This window comes from Mycolicibacterium aurum (genome assembly GCF_900637195.1).
Lineage (GTDB): Bacteria > Actinomycetota > Actinomycetes > Mycobacteriales > Mycobacteriaceae > Mycobacterium > Mycobacterium aurum.
Genome location: NZ_LR134356.1, coordinates 5,787,984 through 5,805,565 on the forward strand (window position 1 = coordinate 5,787,984; position 17,582 = coordinate 5,805,565).

The 17,582-nt window shown below is 69.4% G+C and carries 15 protein-coding genes; 6 read left to right on the plus strand and 9 right to left on the minus strand.

The features are described 5' to 3' along the window. Position 1: 1 nt before the first annotated feature. From EL337_RS27485 to EL337_RS27505, 5 genes are read right to left on the minus strand one after another with little or no spacing between them, the layout of a single operon-like run. The gene (locus EL337_RS27485; RefSeq protein WP_048630792.1) at positions 2 to 970 is read right to left on the minus strand and encodes an amidohydrolase family protein; all 969 of its coding nucleotides are present in this window, start codon (positions 968 to 970) and stop codon (positions 2 to 4) included. Beyond that, complete coding sequence (locus EL337_RS27490) at positions 967 to 1,713, minus strand: ABC transporter ATP-binding protein (protein ID WP_048630793.1); 747 nt, start codon at positions 1,711 to 1,713, stop codon at positions 967 to 969. The genes EL337_RS27485 and EL337_RS27490 overlap by 4 nt, the downstream gene beginning before the upstream one ends. A 38-nt stretch (positions 1,714 to 1,751) precedes the next feature. Continuing rightward, positions 1,752 to 2,531 carry an ABC transporter permease gene (locus EL337_RS27495; protein WP_048630794.1) on the minus strand — a complete coding sequence of 260 codons (780 nt, stop codon included), beginning with the start codon at positions 2,529 to 2,531 and terminating at the stop codon, positions 1,752 to 1,754. After that, positions 2,528 to 3,358 (minus strand): ABC transporter permease, encoded by an 831-nt coding sequence (locus EL337_RS27500; protein ID WP_048630795.1) that lies wholly within the window; start codon positions 3,356 to 3,358, stop codon positions 2,528 to 2,530. The genes EL337_RS27495 and EL337_RS27500 overlap by 4 nt, the downstream gene beginning before the upstream one ends. Then, positions 3,355 to 4,434 carry an ABC transporter substrate-binding protein gene (locus EL337_RS27505; RefSeq protein WP_232786707.1) on the minus strand — a complete coding sequence of 360 codons (1,080 nt, stop codon included), beginning with the start codon at positions 4,432 to 4,434 and terminating at the stop codon, positions 3,355 to 3,357. Before EL337_RS27505 ends, EL337_RS27500 begins: the two co-directional genes overlap by 4 nt. 68 nt (positions 4,435 to 4,502) lie before the next feature. Between EL337_RS27505 and EL337_RS27510 the strand changes: the two genes are divergently transcribed. Beyond that, entirely contained in the window at positions 4,503 to 6,161 is a 1,659-nt protein-coding gene (locus tag EL337_RS27510; RefSeq protein ID WP_170216941.1) for a helix-turn-helix domain-containing protein, read from the plus strand. 9 nt (positions 6,162 to 6,170) lie between these two features. Here EL337_RS27510 and EL337_RS27515 read toward each other — a convergent pair whose 3' ends face one another. Genes EL337_RS27515 through EL337_RS27525 form a run of 3 tightly spaced genes read right to left on the minus strand, consistent with a single transcriptional unit; the run spans position 6,171 to position 11,069 of the window. After that, positions 6,171 to 6,758 (minus strand): TetR-like C-terminal domain-containing protein, encoded by a 588-nt coding sequence (locus EL337_RS27515; protein ID WP_048630797.1) that lies wholly within the window; start codon positions 6,756 to 6,758, stop codon positions 6,171 to 6,173. A 14-nt stretch (positions 6,759 to 6,772) separates the two neighbouring features. Next, the gene (hrpA, locus tag EL337_RS27520; RefSeq protein ID WP_109519762.1) at positions 6,773 to 10,705 is read right to left on the minus strand and encodes an ATP-dependent RNA helicase HrpA; all 3,933 of its coding nucleotides are present in this window, start codon (positions 10,703 to 10,705) and stop codon (positions 6,773 to 6,775) included. Between the two features lie 4 nt (positions 10,706 to 10,709). Further along, positions 10,710 to 11,069: a hypothetical protein gene (locus EL337_RS27525; protein ID WP_048630799.1), complete on the minus strand. Its 360-nt coding sequence runs from the start codon at positions 11,067 to 11,069 to the stop codon at positions 10,710 to 10,712. Between the two features lie 175 nt (positions 11,070 to 11,244). On the opposite strand from EL337_RS27525, the gene EL337_RS27530 reads away from it, so the two are divergent. Then, entirely contained in the window at positions 11,245 to 11,895 is a 651-nt protein-coding gene (locus tag EL337_RS27530) for an MspA family porin (protein WP_048630800.1), read from the plus strand. Between the two features lie 20 nt (positions 11,896 to 11,915). Then, positions 11,916 to 12,464: a hypothetical protein gene (locus EL337_RS27535; protein WP_048630801.1), complete on the plus strand. Its 549-nt coding sequence runs from the start codon at positions 11,916 to 11,918 to the stop codon at positions 12,462 to 12,464. Positions 12,465 to 12,470: 6 nt separating this feature from the next. Here EL337_RS27535 and EL337_RS27540 read toward each other — a convergent pair whose 3' ends face one another. After that, the gene (locus EL337_RS27540) at positions 12,471 to 13,364 is read right to left on the minus strand and encodes a mycobacterial-type methylenetetrahydrofolate reductase (protein WP_048630802.1); all 894 of its coding nucleotides are present in this window, start codon (positions 13,362 to 13,364) and stop codon (positions 12,471 to 12,473) included. A gap of 147 nt (positions 13,365 to 13,511) precedes the next feature. On the opposite strand from EL337_RS27540, the gene EL337_RS27545 reads away from it, so the two are divergent. Genes EL337_RS27545 through EL337_RS27555 form a run of 3 tightly spaced genes read left to right on the plus strand, consistent with a single transcriptional unit; the run spans position 13,512 to position 17,578 of the window. Beyond that, on the plus strand, positions 13,512 to 14,672 hold the full coding sequence (locus EL337_RS27545; RefSeq protein WP_048630803.1) for a lactonase family protein: 1,161 nt from the start codon (positions 13,512 to 13,514) through the stop codon (positions 14,670 to 14,672). Positions 14,673 to 14,682: 10 nt separating this feature from the next. Further along, positions 14,683 to 16,128, plus strand: coding sequence for a protein adenylyltransferase SelO (locus EL337_RS27550; RefSeq protein WP_048630804.1), 1,446 nt, complete (start codon positions 14,683 to 14,685; stop codon positions 16,126 to 16,128). 22 nt (positions 16,129 to 16,150) lie between these two features. Then, positions 16,151 to 17,578, plus strand: coding sequence for a WS/DGAT/MGAT family O-acyltransferase (locus tag EL337_RS27555; RefSeq protein ID WP_048630805.1), 1,428 nt, complete (start codon positions 16,151 to 16,153; stop codon positions 17,576 to 17,578). Positions 17,579 to 17,582: the final 4 nt, after the last annotated feature.

Genomic DNA, 17,582 nt, shown 5'->3' on the forward strand with positions numbered 1-17,582 from the left:
CTTATCCGAGCCCGAGGAATGCGCGGGCGTTGGTCTCCAGCACGGCGTCGTCGATGCCCGCCGCGTGTGGTAGCTGCAGGGGGTCGTGGGTTCCCATGTCGAACGGGTAGTCACTGCCGCACATCAGGTGTGTCGGATCGGCCTGCGCGGCAAGGAGCTTGAGCGTGGGAACGTCGTGGGTGAGGGTGTCGAACCACAGGTCGGCGAAGGCCTCCCGCGGCGCTCGGGTGCCGGCGGACCGCACGTCGGCCCGCTGCTGCCAGCCGTGCTGCCAGCGCCCCACCAGTGCGGGCGCGCACCCACCGCCGTGCACCAGGCAGATGCGCAGACCCTCGATTTGGTCCAGCACCCCGCCGAGGGTCAGTGCGGCGGCGGCCGTCGCCGACTCGACCGGGTTCCCGATCAGGTTGGTCAGGTAATACGACGTCCACTCCGGCCGCGCCAGCTGCATCGGATGCACCAGCACCGCGACGTCGTATTCGGCAGCAGCCGAGAGCACCTCGCGCATCGGTGCGACGTCGAAGGACGTCGTGCCGAGTAGCGGCGGTACCGCGATGCCGCGCACGTACGCCGAATCTGCCATCGCCGCGATCTGTTTCCGCGCGGACTCCGGGTTGTGCAGCGACGTCAGCGCGAGACCGAGCAGTCGGCCGCCGCTGTCCCGGCACACCTTCTCCAGGTCCTCGTTGAACGTTGCGACGAAGTCGTCGACGCCGGCGTGGTCGACGACCGGGAAGGCGAACGGCGGCGCCGAGAGAACCCTGGAGCCCAGCCCCGCGGCGTCGGTGTCACCCAGTACCCGGGTGACGTCGCTCATCGCGTCGGTCTCGATGGACAGCGGCAGATCACCGAGATGCAGCTGTCCCGCCACGTCACGCAGGGCGGGCACCGGCGAGCCAGGGGCGAGCCCGAACAGGTTCTGCGGCAACCAGTGTGCGTGGACGTCGATGGGTCCCGGCCGGATGCTCACGCGGCCGACGCTTTCGCCTCGAGCGCCTCGAAGCGGGCGAGCACCTCGGCCTGCAGGAGCGCGACCGCGGGGTCGGAGGCCCGCCGCGGCCTCGGCAGGTCCACGTCGATGATCTCGTGGATCCGGCCACCCGGTTCGAGTACGACGATCCGGTCGGACAGCTGCACGGCCTCGGTGACGTCGTGGGTGACGAACATGACGGTGCGCCGGGATTCCAGCCAGATCCGCTCCAGGTGCTCGCGCAGCGTGCGCGACGTCATGGCGTCGAGGTGGCTGAACGGCTCGTCCATCAGCAGCACGTCGGGCTCGACGGCGAATGCCCTGGCGATCCCGATGCGCTGCTGCTGACCGCCCGACAGTTGGGCGGGGAACCGGTCGGCGCAGTGGCTCAGCCCCACCAGGTCCAGGTAGTGCGCGGCCCGGTCCTGCCAGCCGGCCCGTTCATGCTGGACGAAGCCGAGGTTGGCCATCACCGTACGCCACGGCAGCAGGCGCGGATCCTGAAAGACGTACCCCACTCGTGCATCCCGCGAGCCGGCGCGCAGCGACACGGTGCCCGAGGTGTGGGTTTCGATACCGGACACGATGTTCAGCAGCGTGGTTTTCCCGCTGCCGGAGGGGCCGACGACGGACACGAACGTCTCGCCGGAGATCGTCAGGTCGATCTTGTCGATGACGCGGGTCACGGCGCCGCGCCGGTCGGTGAACTCTTTGACCAGACTCTGGATTTCGATGGAGGCCATGGTTTCTCGCTTTCAGAGGTGAGCGGTGACTGAGGTGACTAGGCGTTGCGCCAGCGGGTGGCGAAGCGCTCGATCGGACCGAGGAGCAGCAGGTCGGCGATGACCAGCAGCAGGATGAACACCAGCACCCAGGCCAGGAACCCGTCGAGCTGGTTGGCGTCGTACCAGTAGCGCGCCCGCCATCCCACCCCGGAGGTGGCGCCGAACCATTCGGCCAGCAGTAGCCCGTTCCACGCGCTCATGATCGCGAAACGCACTGCGGCGACGGTGGATCCGGCGACTGCGGGTACCACGATCTCGCGCAGCGCCCGCGCCCGCGGCACCCCGAACGACCTGGCCATCAGGACCAGATCGGCGGGTACCGCCCTGGTGGCCTTGGCGATGTTGACGACGACGAACGGCAGACCGGACAGGAAGACCGTCACCACCGGTGTCAGCCAGCCGAACCCGAACCACATGGTGGTCAGGAGCGCCCAGATGACCGCGGGGATGGCGAGTGCCGCCGCGTTCAGATCGGAGAAGGCGAGATCCGCGATGCGGGACAGCCCCATCAGGACCCCGAGGGCCGCGCCCACCACCAGCGCCGCGACCAGGCCGAGGAGAAAGCGGTTCATGCTGATGGCGAGGTTGTGCCAGAGCTCTCCGGCTGTCGCCTCTGCGCCGAGCCGCGTTATGGTGTCGCCCACCGAGGGCACGCGATTCCCGATCACGACGGCCAACTGCCAGGCCGCCAGGATGCTCAGCACCGCGGCCAGGGTCGCCGTGACGGTGGTGGTCTGCCCACGCAGCTGACGCTGCCAGGTCTGGGTGGTGGTCATGCCACGTCCTTCCGCCATGCGAAGAATCGGTCTTCCAGATGGGCCAGGCCTCGTTCGATGAGGATCATGGTCACGATGAACAGGGCGGTCCAGGCCAGCATGTCGGCAACCTGGAACTCCTGGTAGGCCTTGCGGATCATGAACCCGACACCGGAGCTGGCACCGAAGACCTCGGTGAGCGCCTCGACCTTCCACGCCATCGCGAAGCCGTATCGCACGCCGGCGAACACGAAGGTGGTCAGCGCGGGCAGGTAGAGGTGGCGCATGACGTCGGTGCGGTCGCGTTCGAAGGCCTGGCACATCGCCAGCAGGTTGCCGTCCACGGATCGCACGCCCTCGGCGACGTTGATCGCGATGAAGGGCAGGGCCACCAGTGCCGAGACCACGATTGGCCCGCCTGCCCCGACGCCGAAGATCAGCAATCCGAACACCGCGTACGTCAGGCCCGGCATGTTGCCCAGCACGAACAGTGGCAGCGAGAAGTACGCCGTCATGAACCGGGACCGGCCCATCACGAACCCGATCACCAGGCCGCCGACCATCGCGATGGCGAAGCCGACCGCGATCTTGGCGATGCTGATCGCGAAGTTGGAGAGGGCCTCCCCCGAGACGACGATCGCGTAGACCTGCTCGCCGACCTGCGCCGGCCGCGGCAGGATCGGGTCGTCGACCCAGGCGGCCAGGGCGGCCCACGCCCCGAGTGCGAGCAGCAGCGCGAGGCCGGAGACCAGCCAGCGTCGTTGCTGCAGAGGTGCTTTCGCGGGCCGGCGGGACGCCGGCGGCGCCGGCTCGGGCCGGGTGTCCGGCGGGGCGACAGCCTGGGTCACGGCTGGACTCCTTCGGTCGGCAGGAACTGCGGGTCGGTGATGTCGTCGGAGATGACGCCGGTGGTGCGCATCAGGTCGAAGATCGAGCTCTCGTCCTCGGCCCACTGCTCGTCGAAGCGGACTTCGTCGGTCACCCAGTCATGCTCGGCGACATAGGCTTTCATGAACGCGATGTCTTCGGGTGTGGCCACCGCGAAGTGCTGGGGGTATCGCTCGATCATCTCGTCGCGGTGCTCCTGCCACTCGGCGAGTCCGCGGTCCCACAGGTCCAGGAACGCCGACACCTCGCCCGGGTGGCCGTCCACCCAGTCCTTGCGCGCCACGAAGACGTTGCCCATCGGGCCGTCGTGGCCGGGAGCGTTCAGCTCGGCGAACAGGTCGGCCGAGGACTTGCCGTCGTAGAGCGGCCGCACCGAGCCGTCCCGCAGCTCGCGCGCGGACAGGTCCGGATAGCAGATGCAGGCGTCGATCTCGCCGCGCGCCAACAGGTTCGACAGGTTCTGGATGTCGGCGACCACGATGTCGAAGTCGCCGTCGAGCACTTTCATGTCGTGCATCTGCGCCACCAGCGCGCTCCACACGAGTGTCCCGGAGACGGTGGTGAACACCCCGAGGCGCCGGCCCCGCAGATCGGCGAGCGACTGCGCGGTATCGTCGGCGCGGACCATGATGCGGCTGCGCTCGGCGTTGTAGCGGCCGATGATGACGGTTTCGCGCTGGGTTTGCTCCTCCAAACCGGGCACCTCGAACGACGCCGTGGAGATGATGTCGGCGTGGCCGCCGGCGAACAGCCCGAACTCGTCCCAGGTGGCGCTGGTCTCGATGGAGTAGCCGGTGTCACGCTGCCACTGGTCGACGATGCCGGTGTCGTGCATGTAGTCCCAGATCGGGTCCGGGGCGAACGTGAAGCGGATGACGCCGTCCTGAGCGGTTCTCGACGAGGCCGGACCGCCGAGGCCGGCCGAGCATGCGGTGGTGAGCGCGAGCATCGCCGCCGCGGCAGTTGCCGCCGCGGTTCTGACGCAGGTGCGAAGCGATAGGGCCACCGGTACCTCCTTGTTTGTGACGGTGATCACGATGTTCACGATGCGGGGTATGGACCATTCCCGGCAATGTTCAGCCAGACATACTTATGCTCGTGGCTATGTCTGATGACACATCTGGGGTGCCGCCGCTGGAGCGCTGGCTGGTCGCGCTCGCCGAGATCGGCGAGGCGGTCGGCGGGGACGAGCCGGTCGCCGACGTGCTGGCCCGGGTGGCCCGCACGGCGTGCACGCTGCTGGGCTACGACTTCTGCGCGGTATTCCTTCCCACCGATGACGGGCGCACCCTGGCCATCCAGGGTTCCTATGGGCTGTCTGCGGACTACGTCGCGCAGGTCAACGCGGATCGGCCGATCCTGCTGGACATGCGCGGCGAGCGGGAGGCGCCGACCAGCCTCGCCTTCCGCAGCGGCGACGTCGTCACGTTGGAGGACATCGCGCTGGTACCCGACTTCACCTGGGGCGGTGTCGCCCAGGAGCAGGGCTACCGGTCGTTGATCTCGGTGCCGCTGCGGCGCGGCGGGTCGGTGGTCGGTGCGCTCAACGGGTACCGCACCACCCCGCACCGGTTCGACCGCGCCGAGGTGACGCTGGTGACGACGCTGGCCACCCAGGTCGCGATCGCACTCGGCACCGCACAGTTACGCGCCCAGGAACAGGCCACCATCCGGGAGTTGCGTCGCGCCGAGGAAGTGCACACCCTGCTGACGGCGACGGCACTGCGCGGCGAAGGGGTCACCGGTGTCGCGACGGCACTGGCCGAGCTGCTCGGGCGCGCAGTGCTGATCGAAGACGTCTACGACGAGCCGCTGGCCGACGCCGGATGGCAGGACGCCGGCGACGAGGTCTCTGATGCGCACGTCGTGGCCGAGGTGTTGCTCGACGGCCAGGCCGTCGCGCGGATTCACGTGGCGGCAACGGATTCCGAGTTGTCGGGGCTCGACGTGCGGGCCGTCGAACATGCGACGGTCGTCACCGCGCTGGAGCTGTTGCGTGCGCGTACCGCCGCCGAGGTAGAACAGCGCATCCGGGGCTCGCTCGTGGCCGATCTCCTCGGCTCCGACGACGCCGGAATGCCCGCACTGCTGGACCGCGCCCGCCGCCTCGGTTGGGACCTGTCCGGCGTCCAGACCCTGATCGCGGTCCGGCCCGCCGCCGAACGCACCCTCGCCGCCGCGGACAGGTTCCTCTCCGGGGTCTCCCCCCGGCCACTGGCCGCGCTGCACCGCGGCGACCTGGTGCTTGTGTGGCCGGCCGCCGGCCGCTCTGCCGTGGACATCGCCGGCCGGCTCGTGGACATGCTGTCGACCACCGCCGCCGGACACCTGACCGCCGCGGTGTCCCGCCAGGTCGCGGCCCGCGAGCTGCCCGGCGCCTTCCGCACGGTCCGCGGTGCGCTCGATCTTGCCGGCGACACGGGCACCTCGACGGTGATCGATCTCCACGACATCACCATCGACCACCTACTGCTGCAGCTCGACGACCCCGGGCGCCTGCGGGAGTTCGCGTCGTCGGTTCTCGGCCGCGCGGTCGACTACGACCGCACCCGCTCCACCGAGTTGCTCCACACCGCACGGGTGCTGCTCGACCACGGTCTGGACCGGCGTGCCGCCGCCGCCGCGTTGCACCTGCACCCCAACACCGTCGCGCAGCGGGTCCGTAGACTCGAGGAGCTGACCGAGCTCGATCTGGCGCGGCCGGGAGATCTGCTGCAGCTGACCGCGGCCCTCACCGTGGCCCGGATCGCGGCAGTGCAGTGACCCGTCACGTCACCGCCGTACCAGCGCCCGCCACGCCATGTCGGCCACCGACAGGCAGTACGCGTCGTCGATGTGCTGGTCGGTGTACAGCGCCCGAATGTTGATCGGCGCCAACAGGACCTGAACTCCGGTCACCGGGTCGACACCCTCTCTCAGTTCGCCGCGGACCGCCGCCTGGTCGAGGATCGCCCGCACCGTCGCAAAGCGGCGCCGCCAGTACACCATCCGCGTGTCGTCGGGGTGTTGCGCCGCCCGGTCATCCAGGACCATGGCGCGCAGAAGACGACGGCCGTCGGTGGTGTTCAGGTATCGGGCCACCGACAGCGCCACGGTCTTCAGGTCTTCGCGCAACGATCCGGTGTCGGGCGCGACGATGATGTCCTCGCACCGATAGAACAGGGTGTCCAGCAGCAACCGCTGACCGCTGCCCCAGTACCGGACCACGGCCTCCACATCGATTCCGTGCCGATCAGAGAGTGCGCCGACGCTGAAACGTTCGACGCCCCAACGGACTACCTCATCGAGGGCAGCCGCCAGCACGCGCTCCCGAAGTTCCTGCGGCACCGCTGGATCGACGAATTCCCACTGAGCAGGCATGTCCCTCGTCAACTCTAATCGTGTACTGCATCCAGTGCGCGGAAGATCCTCTGTTCGCTCACCGGGCGCGGCGTCCCGAGCTGCTGAGCCCACAGGCTCACCCGCAACTCCTCGATCATCCGCGCGATGTCCGCCACGTCGGGCGCAGCGGCGCGGGCCGGCGAGAGTGCGCGCCGCAGTTCGTCGTAGGCGTCCTGGACCGCGGCCACCCGGTCCATCCGTTCGCGATCGGCGCCGAGTCCGTGCGGAAGCCGTTCCAGCCGGCGGCCGATCGCGGTGAGGTAGCGGGTCAGGTCCGCGAGGTGGGTTACTCCCGTGGCGGCGACGAATCCCGGCGCGACCAACCGCGCCAGCTGCGCGCGGATGTCCGCGATCGCGGCGGCCTGGGATTCGGGCGGTTTCTGGGGCAGGGCCAGCTCTACGTCGTGCAGCGCGGCGAGGACCTTCTGGACGCGGCGCACGACGTCCGCCGTGGCGCCGGCGAGCCCACTGGACAACCGTTGACGGGCCGCGGTGAACTCCGCCCTCGTCCACACCGGTGCGGGCACCAGCGTCTGCACCGCCGCGTCCGCGCAGTCCTCGATCAGCGCCGACAGCGATCCGTCCGGGTTACTGCCCAGCATCAACCGGGTGCGGGTATCCAGGCCCTTCTCAACGCTTTTGGCGACCGACGGCGCGGCGAGCAGGAGCAGGCGGCGGCTGCCACGCGGCATGGCGACAGCCTGCTCGGCCTCCGTCGCGAACACCCTGATGTCCACCGCCGCGCCTGCCGGCACGAACGCCGGGTATCCGCGGACGAGGTGGCCCGCCGTCCCGGTGCGCTCGACGACGCGCGGGAGCTCGTCCAGGTCGTCGGGCCACGACCGCAGACCGCTGCGCTCCAGATCGCCCGCGACGGTCTCGGCGACGGCCTGGCGGGATGGAGCGGCGAGTTCGCGCTGCAACTGGTCGAGACTCTTTCCCCGAGAGACCACCGCTCCGTCCGCTTTCTCCACCGCGAACGTCACCCGGAGGTGCGGCGGCAACTTGTCCAGGTCGAAAGCGTCGATCGGCACCAGAACGCCGGTGCGGCGCCGCAACTCACGCTGCACGGTGTCCAGCAGCGGACCGCTGTCCGGGGTGATGGAAGCCAGCAGTGCCCGGGCCGTGTCGGGCGCGGGCACGAAGTTTCTGCGCAGGTCCTTCGGCAACGACCGGATCAGCGCGGTCAGCAGCTCCTCACGCAGCGCGGGTACCTGCCAGGCGAAGTCGTCGCCACCCAACCGGGCGAGCACGTCGACCGGTACGTGCACCGTCACGCCGTCGTCGGCGGCACCGGGATCGAAGCGGTAGGTCAGCGGCAGCGAGAGGTCGCCGGCCTGCCACGCATCCGGCTGGTCCGCGTCGGATTCGTTGCGCAGCAAGTCATCCCGCGTCAGCGTGAGCAGGTCGGGGGTGCGGTGGCGCTGCTTCTTCCACCAGCTGTCGAAATGCCGGGTGGACACCACGTCGGCGGGGACGCGCGCATCGTAGAACGCGAACACCTCCTCGTCGCCGACGAGAAGGTCACGGCGGCGTGCCCGCTCCTCCAGCTCGGCGAGTTCCTCGCGCAGGCGCACGTTGTCGCGGAAGAAGTGGTGCCGGGTCTGCCAATCCCCCTCGACGAGGGCGTGCCGGATGAACAGATCGCGCGCCACCTCGGGATCGACGTCGGCGTATCCGACCCGGCGCCGCGCGACAAGCGGCAACCCGTAGAGCGTGACCCGCTCGAAGGCCATCACCGCCCCACGCGCGGCGTCCCAGTGCGGCTCGCTGTAGGTCCGCTGGACCAGATGACCGGCGACCCGCTCGACGGCCTCGGGCTCGATACGCGCCGCTGTCCTGCCGAACAGCCTGCTGGTCTCGACGAGGTCGGCCACCACCACCCATCGGGGTGGGCGCCGGCTCAGGGCCGAACCGGGGGCCAGCACGAACTTGGCGTTGCGGGCGCCCTCGTAGGTGCGACCGTCGGTGTCCCGCATACCGATGTGCGACAACAGACCTGCCGTCAGTGCGGCATGCACGGCGGAGATGTCGGCGGGCTCGTCCTGCTCCTTGATGCCGAGGTCCCGGCAGATGCCGCGGAGCTGGCCCACCAGGTCCTGCCACTCGCGGATACGCAGGTAGTGCAGGAACTCGTCGCGGCACATCCGGCGGAAAGAACTGCCGGAGCGCTCCTTCCGCTGCTCGGTCAGGTACCTCCACAGGTTCAGGAACGAGGTGAAGTCCGAATGCTCGTCGGTGAATCGTGCGTGCTTCTGCCGGGCCGCCTCCTCGCGGTCGGCCGGCCGCTCCCGCGGATCCGGAATCGACAGCGCGGCGGTCAGCACGAGAAGCTCACGGACACAGCCCTCTTCCTGCGCCTGCAGGATCATCCGCCCCAGCCGCGGGTCCACGGGGATCTGCGCCAGCCTGCGACCGACGTCGGTCAGCTCCCCGCCGCGATCGAACGCCCCGAGCTCCTGGAGCAGCGATACGCCGTCGCGGACGCTGCGGGCGTCGGGCGGATCCAGGAAGCCGAAGCCCTCGATGTCACCGAATCCGAGTGCCGCCATCTGCAGGATCACGGCGGCCAGATTGGTGCGCAGAATCTCCGGATCGGTGAAGCGCGGCCGCGCCAGGAAATCCTCTTGCGAATACAGCCGGATGCACACACCCGGCGCGGTGCGACCGGACCGGCCCGCACGCTGCGCCGCCGAGGCCTGCGAGATCGGCTCGATCGGCAGTCGCTGTACCTTGGTCCTGCGGCTGTAGCGCGAGATGCGGGCGGTGCCGGGATCGACGACGTACCTGACCCCGGGAACGGTCAGCGATGTCTCGGCGACGTTGGTGGCCAACACGATTCGGCGCGCGGTGCGGGCCGGCTGGAACACCTTCTGCTGCTCGGCTGTCGGCAACCTGGCGTACAGCGGCAACACCTCGGTGTGGGACGGGTCGGTGACCGCTCGCAACGCCTCTGCGGTGTCCCGGATCTCCCGCTCACCGGACAGGAACACCAGTACGTCCCCGGGCGGTTCGGCCTCCAGCTCGGCCACCGCGTCGACGATGGCCTCCGTCGGATCACGCAGCTCGGTGCGCACCACCTCGTGGTCGGGATCGTCGGGGTCCTCGTCGCCCGGGATCGGAACCGTCACTTCCAGTGGGCGGTAACGGATTTCGACCGGGTACGTGCGACCGCTGACTTCGACTATCGGGGCGTTGCCGAAGTGCGCCGCAAAGCGCGCCGGTTCGATGGTCGCCGACGTCACGATCACCTTCAGGTCGGGCCGCCGCGGCAGCAGCTGCCGCAGGTAGCCGAGCAGGAAGTCGATGTTGAGGCTGCGCTCGTGGGCCTCGTCGATGATCAGGGTGTCGTACCGCAGCAGGCGGCGGTCCCGCTGCACCTCGGCCAGCAGGATCCCGTCGGTCATCAGCTTGACGAGGGTGCGATCGCCGGCCTGGTCGGTGAATCGCACGGTGTATCCGACCGCTTCGCCCAGCGGTGTGCCCAGTTCCTCGGCGATGCGGGCGGCCACGGTGCGGGCGGCCAGCCGGCGTGGCTGTGTGTGCCCGATGGTGCCGCGGATGCCCCGGCCGAGCTCGAGGCAGATCTTCGGCAGCTGCGTGGTCTTGCCCGAACCGGTCTCGCCCGCCACGATCACCACCTGATTCGCGGCGATGGCCGCAGCGATCTCGTCCCGGCGCTCCGTCACGGGCAACTCGGGGTAGGTGATGGCCGGTACCGCGGCCAGCCGATTGGCCACCAGCGTTTCGCCCGCGCTGACCTGCTGGGCTATCCGGGCCAGCTGTTCGTCCGTGGGTTGCCGCAGCTGGCGCAGTCGCCGGCCCAGCCGGGCGGCGTCGCGCAGGGTCAGACCGTCCAGGCGTGCGCGCAACGCGCGCAGGTCGGGGGTGGGCGGTTCGGACACTCCGGCAAGGATAGGCGGCATGCCCTCATCGAGGAGGGCGGGTGCGGACGAACAACACCGTCGCCGCCAGCAGGATCTCGACCATCGCCACCGTGGTGGCCAGCCCCATCGCCGGCCCCATGTCGACGGCCGGCGCCGCAGGCAGCGCATGCACCGCCGCGCTGTGGTGGTGGCCGCCCGTCGTCAGCAGGTGCACGCCGATCATGGCGATGTTCATGACCGCCACCAGCACCCAGCTGCGGACGGTGTCGAAACGCCAGAGTTCGTATGCGCAATAGAGGCACACCGCCGCCATGGCCAGGGCCACGCCGCTGAGCGAAGTGCCGTGCAGGACAGCCGAACCCACGGCAAGCGCGGCGCCTGCGGCGCGGACGGCGGCGTTCATCGCCCGTCGGCACACTGCGGGGGCTGCATACCCAAGTAGACAACGCCTGGAGCCAAACTTCATCGCGGACAGATCTCGACTTCGGATGCAGCAAGCGCCGCGGCCCCGCTTCTGCTTAGAATCCCGCTAAGCGCATTGCCGACGGGGGTTTGCTGGTCGGCCGAACACCCAGGAGATGCCCGTGCAGTGGCGGATGTGGCTCGGCACTGCGCTGGCGGCGCTGATGGCGGCGGTCGGCGTCGCTCCCGCAGGGGCCGAGCCCGTCCCGATGCGGCCGCTCAGCGCGGACAAGACCTCCCGGGACGGCTGGCAGCTCAACATCAGGGTGGAGAACGAGATCGTCAACTCCATCCCCAACCTGGCGAACGCGCGGGACTCGCGCGAGGGTTTCGTGACGGCATCGGCGACCGCAACGGCCGTCGGCGGCGCCAACCCGATCACCGACAGCATCTTCATCCTGGGCTACCAGCTCGGCTGTCAGTCCGATGTGTCCGCGGGTCTGCAGTACGGCGGGACGGCCGGCGTCGGGCCGGTCGGGGCCATCGGTGTCGGGGGTGGTGTGTTGCCGAGCGCATCGGTCGGCCTGGATGGCGGCGCGGCCGGGTTCGTGCAGACGGTGCTGCAGCCCGGCGTGATCGTGGACCTACCGCTGTCGAACATGACGCTCAGCCCGAACGGTCAGGCCATGCTCGACATCGACAACATCCACATCAAGGCCGACGCGTGCGGCGGCGACGTCACGGTCCGGTCGTACGCCTACCTGCGGATCTCCACCGAAGCGGCACACACCCAGTTCGCTGTCTACGGCGATCCGATCAAGATCTGAGGAGCGGAGCTGTGGGGCACGTGACGCGGCACCTGCTGGCGGCATCCGTCGCCGGCGTCGCACTGTCGTTGGCGTCGCCTGCCGGCGCACAGCCGACCACGCCCGGCGCCCCCGGATATGTGCCCGGCGCGCCCGATGTCGAGCCCGGCAGCTTCTCGTATCCGTACAACGTCATCGTGGTGGGGCCGCCGCCCGCGACGGATTCGCGCGGCACCCGGATCAGCGCGTCGGTCGACACCGACATGAAATCGACCGGTCTGCCCGGCAGCAGCCTGGGCAACTCCCCGCAGGCGGACGGCCCTCTGGTGTCGTCGAACTCCCGGTACGGCATCTCCGCGGGAGCCGAACCGCCGCAGCCGGCCAACCCCGGCATCGACGCCCGGGCCGGTATCGCGGGCGAGCTGGCCGGCGAGTCGCCGACCGGTCAGCCACCGCAGACCTCAGCGCCGATCGAGTCGGACCAGCCCCAGGAGCTGAGCACCCCGGGCGGCTACCCGGCGCCGATCCTGGAGACGCCGGGAACGGTTCGCGAAGGTCCGGCCGGGGTTTTCGGGCCCGTCCCGCAGTAGCGGCGGTCAGGGGGCGTCGGGAGCCCAGTACGCCAGCATCTCGGCGAAAGTCTCGAAGGCCGCGGTGTTCACCCCGTAGGTCGCCTCGAAGTGCACGCTCAGCGGGAACCCGAGGTCACCCACCCCGTCGATGACCCGCTTGTACAGATCGACCATCAGCTTGCGGCGGCCCGCCGGGTCGGTCTCGGCGAGGGTCCGGACGAACTCCTGCTCCCGCGCGACGGCCTCGTTGCCGGGGTCCTGGATGAGCCAGTTGATCAGGCCGACCCGGCTCTCCACCTTCGGCACGAAGCCGAACGACAGCAGGATCTCGGGGCGGTGATCGGTCTTGTCGGCGAACTCGGTGAGCATGCCGACGATCGCGTCGGAGTACAGCAGCTGCGTCATCCCGTAGGTGGCGCCGCGGTCGCACTTGAAGTTGAACCGGCCGTGCTCGCCGTCGCGTGTCGGGATCAGGATCACGCCGCGGTTGTCGACGACCTCGTCGAACATCGACAGCGCGTCGGTCGGTGCCACTCCCGAGCCTTCACCGTCGCTGAGGGTGCGCGGGACACCGACGAAGGCGATTCCCTCGAACCCGCTGGCGCCAAGCTCGGTCAGCCTGCTGTGCAGCGTGGGCTCGTCCATGAACGCGGTCACCTGGGTGCACAGTCCCTTGATACCGGGCAGATCGGGCTTGATCATCGTCCAGAAGTCGAGGACATCGAGCTTGGGCTTCATCTCGATCGGACGGTCGCCGTCCTCTTCGATCATTCCCGGGATCATGACGTGCCGGACCCGGCCGGCCAGGCCCGCCTCGGCCGAACACCGCAGCACCTTCTCGGCGTCTTCGGCTGCCTGTTCGCGACCCCGCTCGACGTTCGGCGGAACGAGCTCAAGGGCGATGGTGTTCAGGCTCACAGCGTTGCTCCAGATCCGATGGCTTGTCCCCCGGCGGCCAGCAGACTTCGTCGTCGTGGCCTCGCACTCCCCCCTTGGGCGGGGAAAAATCACCATACCTGGGGCGACACCCGGCGCCTGAGTGAGCTTTCATGGGGTAGATCCCCCATGACAATGCCGCAGAAGACACACACACCCAGAAGACATCCGTTTCTCGTCGTAGCGCTGGCCCTACTCGTGAGCCTGCTGGCCGCCTGCACCGGCGTGGAGAGCCCACCCGGGGCCACGTCGGCCACCACCACCACCGGTTCACCGTTCGACCCGACGACATCACGCCCACGGCCCGAGCTGACAGGTCCGCTGCTGGCCTACCGTGCCGCCGACGAGATCGGCGTGATCGAGGGCACCACCGTGGTCGGATCGGTACCGGGCACGTTCGGCCCGTCCAACGACCTGATCACCACCGAGGACGGCAAGTTCGTCTTCGCCCGGACCACCGACAATCAACTCGCTGCGCTCGACGTCGCCACCGGCACGGGCACCCTGCGCCCGGTGGCGGTCGGCCCGTCGGTTGGCACCGGCGGTGCCAGCACGATCGTGTGGTGGGAGCAGCCGAACCGGTTGATGCGGCTGGATCTGGCCGACCCGAACTCCCAGCCCGAACTGGGTCAGATCGTCGACCTGCCGCCCGTCGCCGGAGTGCGGCCGGGTGAACCGCGTCTGCTGGTCGCGCGCGGCGGCACCGCTGTGCTGGCCCGGCTGGAGGCCCCGCCCTCGCCGTTCGGCGGGCCGGACACCCTCTACGCGGTTCGCGGGCCAGGCGCGCCCGCCCCACTCGGCCAGGCCGATGCGAACAGTCCGGTCTCGGTCGCCCGGCTCAGCCCCGACGGGGCACAGCTGGCGTACGCGCTGTATCGCGGAACGGACAGCGGGTGCGGAACGGCGGCCGTGGTGACGTCCGGCGCCGACGGTACGCAGCAGACGTTCGACGTCGCGGGTGCCGATGCCAGCGCGGGCTCCCGGGTCACCAAACTGTGGTGGCCGCCTGCCGGCGCGCCCAAGCTGAGCCTGACCACCTGGCAGTGCGGCCAGCCGCAGACGTACCCGCCGGTCGTGTGGCAGGTGTCCGGTGACCAGATCGCCCAGACGACGCCGCCCACGTCCGCCCTGCAGGCCGCGGAGATCGCGCCGGGGCAGCGGGCACTGATCCTGCCGCGCAGCGACGCACCGACGGAACTCTCGGGCGCGCTGGTGTTCGAGGAGAGTTCGCGACGGATCCCGCTCAAACCGGATGTCGACGCCATCGCGGTGATCGAGCCGTCTCCGTAGGCTTGGTGGGGTGACTCTTTCGCTGCAGGGCCGGTTCGTCCGTGAGCTACCCGAGCTGACCGTGCAATGGAAGGCCGAGGAGGCACCCGAACCGCGATTGCTGACCCTCAACGAGCCCCTCGCTGCCGAACTCGGCCTCGATCCGGAGTGGCTACGCAGCCGCGACGGCCTGGGCCTCCTGGTGGGGACGATGGTCCCCGCCGATGCGACGCCCGTCGCGCAGGCCTACGCCGGTCATCAGTTCGGCGGCTTCCAGCCACGGCTGGGCGACGGTCGCGCGCTGCTGCTCGGCGAGTTGACCGACACCTCCGGGCAACTGCGCGATCTACACCTGAAGGGCTCGGGACGGACGCCGTTCGCAAGGGGCGGCGACGGGCTGGCGGCGGTCGGACCGATGCTGCGCGAGTTCATCATCAGCGAGGCGATGCACGCGCTCGGCATCCCGACCACACGCGCCCTGGCCGTGGTGGCCACCGGCAGGACCGTGTACCGGGAGACCGCACTGCCCGGCGCCGTGCTGGCCCGGGTGGCATCGAGTCATCTTCGGGTCGGCACGTTTCAGTACGCCGCGTCGACGGGCGACGCCCCCTTGCTGCGCCGGCTCGCCGACCACGCGATCGCCCGGCATCACCCGCAGGCCGCCGATGCCGAGCACCCCTACCTGGCGTTGCTCGAGGCCGTCAGTGCGGTGCAGGCGCGGCTGGTGGCACGGTGGATGCTGGTCGGCTTCATCCACGGGGTGATGAACACCGACAACATGACGATCTCGGGCGAGACCATCGACTACGGGCCCTGCGCGTTCATGGAGGCGTTCGACCCTGCGACCGTCTTCAGCTCGATCGACAGCTGGGGCCGCTACGCGTACGGCAACCAGCCGTCGATCGCACTGTGGAACCTGGCTCGTTTCGCCGAGACGCTGCTGTCGTTGCTCGCTCCCGACGCCGACGAAGCCATCGCGCTCGCCGAGGCGTCGCTGGGCAAGTTCAAGGAGACCTACGAGGCCGCGTGGACCGAGGGCATGCTGGCCAAGCTCGGCGTGCCCGGAGCCCCTCCCGAGGTCTCCGCTGCGCTGATCCAGGAGCTGCTCACGCAGTTGCAGCAGAGCGGGGTCGACCACACGTCGTTCTACCGGCGACTCGCGACGGCCGCCCGGGGTGACAGCGAACCGGTACGCGGCGAGTTCATCGACCTCGCCGGTTTCGACGCCTGGCTGGATCGGTGGCGCGCGCTGGGGCCGGATCCCGACGCGATGGACCGGGTCAACCCCGTCTATGTGCCGCGCAACCATCTCGTGGAGGAGGCGTTGACCGCTGCGACGGGCGGCGACCTGGCGCCGCTGGGACTGCTGCTCGATGCGGTGCGGTCGCCGTTCGACGAGCGCCCGCATCTTCAGCGCTATGCCGAACCTGGCGAGAAGGAGTTCAGCGCCTCCTTCCAAACGTTCTGTGGAACCTGAGCGGTACCGATAGCGTGCAACGGTGAGCGCCAACAGTGTCCGTCTCGGACTGCAGGATCTGATGTTCATCTACGGCGAGACGTCGAGTTCGAAGATGCACGTCGGCGGGCTGCTGCCGTTCACGCCGCCCGCGGATGCAGGACGCGACTACCTGCGGCAGATGGTCGACGAAGCCCGCCGGCAGGAAGTGCTGGCGCCGTGGAACCGCAAGCTCGCCAATCCGCGATTGCAGTTCAGTCCGCTGCACAGCTGGGTGACCGACCGGGATTTCGACTTCGACTATCACGTGCGGCGCTCCGCGCTGGCCAGCCCCGGTGACGAGAGGGAGCTGGGCATCCTGGTGTCGCGGCTGCACAGCAACCACCTGGATCTGACCCGGCCGCCGTGGGAGCTCCACGTCATCGAGGGTCTCGAGGGTGGTCGCTTCGCGTTGTATCTGAAGATCCACCACGCGCTCGTCGATGGTTACAGCGCGATGCGGATGCTGGGCCGCAGCATGTCGACCGATCCGGAGGACCGGCAGACCCAGATGTTCTTCAACGTGCCGGTGCCGCCGCGGGAACGCCGCGCCGTCGCGGCGGCGGAGCCTGCCAATCCCCTCACCGCGACGCTGCGCGCGCTGAGCGGGGTGGGCGCGACGGTATCCGGGGGCGTCAGTTCGGCGCTCGACCTGACGGCGGCACTGGTCAAGACGCAGATCCGGCGGGACGGCGACTACGGCCACATCGCGGGCTCCGCGTCGGCGCCGCACAGCATTCTCAATGCCCGCATCAGCCGCAATCGCCGCTTCGCCACCCAGCAGTACGAGTTCGACCGGCTCAAGAAGCTGAGTGCGCAGCATGGTTCGACGATCAACGATGTGGCGTTGGCGCTCATCGGCGGCGGACTGCGTAAGTTCCTCACCGACTTCGACAAGCTCCCGGACCGGTCGCTGGTCGCCTTCCTGCCGGTCAATGTCCGCCCCAAGGGAGACGAGGGTGGCGGCAACGCCGTGGGGGCGATCCTGGCGCCCATGGGCACCGACATCGAGGACCCGGTGGAGCGGCTGCAGGCGATCACCTCGGCGACGAGGGCGTCCAAGGCCCAGTTGCAGACGATGTCGCCTGCGGCGATCATCGCCTACAGCGCAGCGCTTCTCGCTCCTGCGGGCAGTCAGATCGCCGGGGCGTTGACGGGTGTGCAGCCACCGTGGCCCTACACCTTCAACCTGTGCGTCTCCAACGTGCCGGGACCTCGGGAGCCGTTGTACTTCAGGGGTTCTCGCCTGGAAGCCACCTACCCGGTATCCATCCCGATCCACGGCATGGCGCTGAACATCACGCTGCAGAGCTATGCCGACACCATCAACTTCGGTTTCGTCGGCTGCCGCGACCGTCTGCCGCATCTGCAGCGTCTGGCCGTGTACACCGGTGACGCCCTTGACGCACTGGAGAAGGCCTCCGAGGACTAGGCCA

Coding starts and splice junctions, on each gene's coding strand:
- EL337_RS27530 (WP_048630800.1), top strand. CDS start 11,245: ATGCCCGTGCAGTGGCGGATGTGGCTCGGCACTGCGCTGGCGGCGCTG.
- EL337_RS27495 (WP_048630794.1), bottom strand. CDS start 2,531: ATGACCACCACCCAGACCTGGCAGCGTCAGCTGCGTGGGCAGACCACC.
- EL337_RS27545 (WP_048630803.1), top strand. CDS start 13,512: ATGACAATGCCGCAGAAGACACACACACCCAGAAGACATCCGTTTCTC.
- hrpA (WP_109519762.1), bottom strand. CDS start 10,705: ATGCCGCCTATCCTTGCCGGAGTGTCCGAACCGCCCACCCCCGACCTG.
- EL337_RS27525 (WP_048630799.1), bottom strand. CDS start 11,069: ATGAACGCCGCCGTCCGCGCCGCAGGCGCCGCGCTTGCCGTGGGTTCG.
- EL337_RS27515 (WP_048630797.1), bottom strand. CDS start 6,758: ATGCCTGCTCAGTGGGAATTCGTCGATCCAGCGGTGCCGCAGGAACTT.
- EL337_RS27510 (WP_170216941.1), top strand. CDS start 4,503: ATGTCTGATGACACATCTGGGGTGCCGCCGCTGGAGCGCTGGCTGGTC.
- EL337_RS27490 (WP_048630793.1), bottom strand. CDS start 1,713: ATGGCCTCCATCGAAATCCAGAGTCTGGTCAAAGAGTTCACCGACCGG.